Genomic DNA, 2,159 nt, shown 5'->3' with positions numbered 1-2,159 from the left:
CATTTGAGAGAGAATGCTCTCCTCTGCTTCAGATCCGAGATGCTTATCCGAAAATGATTATTGCCAGAACCAAACATCCAAAATATAGTTATGAAGGAATCGAAATCCATGATATAGCCGATTGGTTGCTACAAGAATAAGCAGGGCGAAATATCTCCGTCATTACAAGTAAAATGATGGAGATATTTTTATTATGGCAGAGATTACAGAAAATTGTATCAGGCTGCAAAAATCCTTCCGGAACTTTTAAATCAGATGACAAATAGCACCACGGATGACGCTATTCTTGACGCTGATGGCGCTAATCATGGTGCTGATAATATGGAAGGCAGCTTCGTTATCTATCCCTATCAAGAATATAAATCACGCGAAATGCAGATTATATAAGACACGATAGATGCGATAGGAGGAGTGAACAATGGACCAGAAAATGTTTTGTTATCAATGTCAGGAAACGGCCGGATGCAAGGGCTGTACGGTGGTCGGTGTCTGCGGTAAGCAGCCGGATGTGGCGGCAATGCAGGATTTGCTTGTGTGGGTGACGAAGGGTATCAGCGCGGTGACGACACGGCTTCGAGAGGAGGGGCGTGCGGTGGCAGATGAGGTCAACCATCTGGTTACCGAAAATCTGTTTACGACGATCACGAATGCCAATTTTGATAAGGCAGCGATTGAAAAAAGAATTGAAAAGACGCTGGAAATGAAGACGGCACTGTGGGAGCAGCTGGAACGTCGGGACAATCTGCCGGAGGCGGCTGGCTGGACAGGTGAGCCGTCTGAATTTATAAAAAAAGCGTCGGAAGCGGGCGTTCTGATCGGGCAGAACGAGGATATTATTTCCCTTCGCAGCTTGATTACGTATGGCTTGAAAGGTTTGTCTGCCTATACCCGGCATGCGAACGTCCTGCTGCAGGAGGACCGGGAGGTGGATGCATTTTTACAGCGGGCGCTTGCGGCGACGCTGGATGACGGTCTGAGTGTGGATGATTTGATTCACCTGACGCTGGAAACTGGCGAATATGGTGTCCGGGGAATGGCGCTTTTGGATCGAGCAAACACCGAGACTTATGGAAATCCGGAGATTACTACGGTTGATATCGGTGTCGGAAGTAATCCGGGCATTCTTGTTTCGGGACATGATCTGCGCGATATGGAAATGCTTCTGGAGCAGACGCAGGGAACCGGCGTCGATGTATATACGCACTCGGAGATGCTTCCGGCGCAGTATTATCCGGCATTTAAGAAATATCCGAATTTTAAGGGTAATTACGGCAATGCATGGTGGCGTCAGAAGGAGGAATTTGAGATGTTCAATGGACCGATCCTGATGACGACGAACTGCATCGTGCCGCCGAAGGATAGCTACAAGGATCGTCTCTACACAACCGGTGCGGCGGGATATCCGGGCTGCACGTATATCAACGGTGGAATCGGAGGAAAGAAGGATTTTTCAGTGATCATCCAGCATGCGAAGCGCTGTGAGCCGCCGACCGGGATTGAGCAGGGGCAGATTGTCGGCGGCTTCGCCCATGCACAGGTGCTGGCGCTGGCAGATAAGGTAGTGGATGCGGTCAAAGCGGGAAAAATCCGAAAGTTTGTCGTCATGGCGGGGTGTGATGGGCGTGCTAAGAGCCGCACTTACTACACCGATTTTGCAAAGGCGCTGCCGGAGGACACGGTAATTCTGACGGCTGGCTGTGCGAAATACCGCTACAATAAGCTGAATCTGGGCGATATTGAAGGAATTCCGCGTGTCCTGGATGCGGGGCAGTGCAATGATTCATATTCCCTGGCGGTCATTGCGATGAAGCTGCAGGAGATTTTTGGGCTGGATGACATCAACGACCTGCCGATTATTTACAACATTGCATGGTATGAGCAGAAGGCGGTCATTGTTCTTCTGGCGCTTCTCTCACTCGGTATCAAGAATATCCATCTTGGACCGACGCTTCCAGCATTTTTAAGTCCGAACGTGGTAAATGTATTGGTGGAAAAGTTTGGAATCGCGGGGATTGACAGCGTGGAGAGCGATGTGGAATTATTTTTCGGGGAGAAGTGATAAATACAGGACGGAACTGGATAAGAGGGAATCGAACAAAGCCGGGATCTGGGACTTGTTACAACCAAGAGATCGAAGCTGAAACTGGTGAAGGAGATTG

Annotated in this window: 2 protein-coding genes and 1 pseudogene; all 3 read left to right on the top strand. The window is 49.3% G+C overall.

Features of this window, described 5'->3' with window-relative positions; all coding sequences use genetic code 11:
• Nucleotides 1-140, top strand: a pseudogene (locus QVO97_RS00610) (ATPase); the annotation flags it as partial.
• A gap of 73 nt (nt 141-213) precedes the next feature.
• On the top strand, nt 214-387 hold the full coding sequence (locus QVO97_RS00605; protein WP_182426183.1) for a hypothetical protein: 174 nt from the start codon (nt 214-216) through the stop codon (nt 385-387).
• 31 nt (nt 388-418) lie between these two features.
• Nucleotides 419-2,059, top strand: coding sequence for a hydroxylamine reductase (hcp, locus tag QVO97_RS00600; RefSeq protein WP_022358505.1), 1,641 nt, complete (start codon nt 419-421; stop codon nt 2,057-2,059).
• The last annotated feature ends 100 nt before the right edge of the window (nt 2,060-2,159 follow it).

This window comes from Clostridium sp. CAG:43 (genome assembly GCF_000434655.1).
In the GTDB taxonomy this organism is placed as follows: Bacteria; Bacillota; Clostridia; order Lachnospirales; family Lachnospiraceae; genus Otoolea; species Otoolea fessa.
This window is presented reverse-complemented; position numbering and strand designations above follow the sequence as displayed.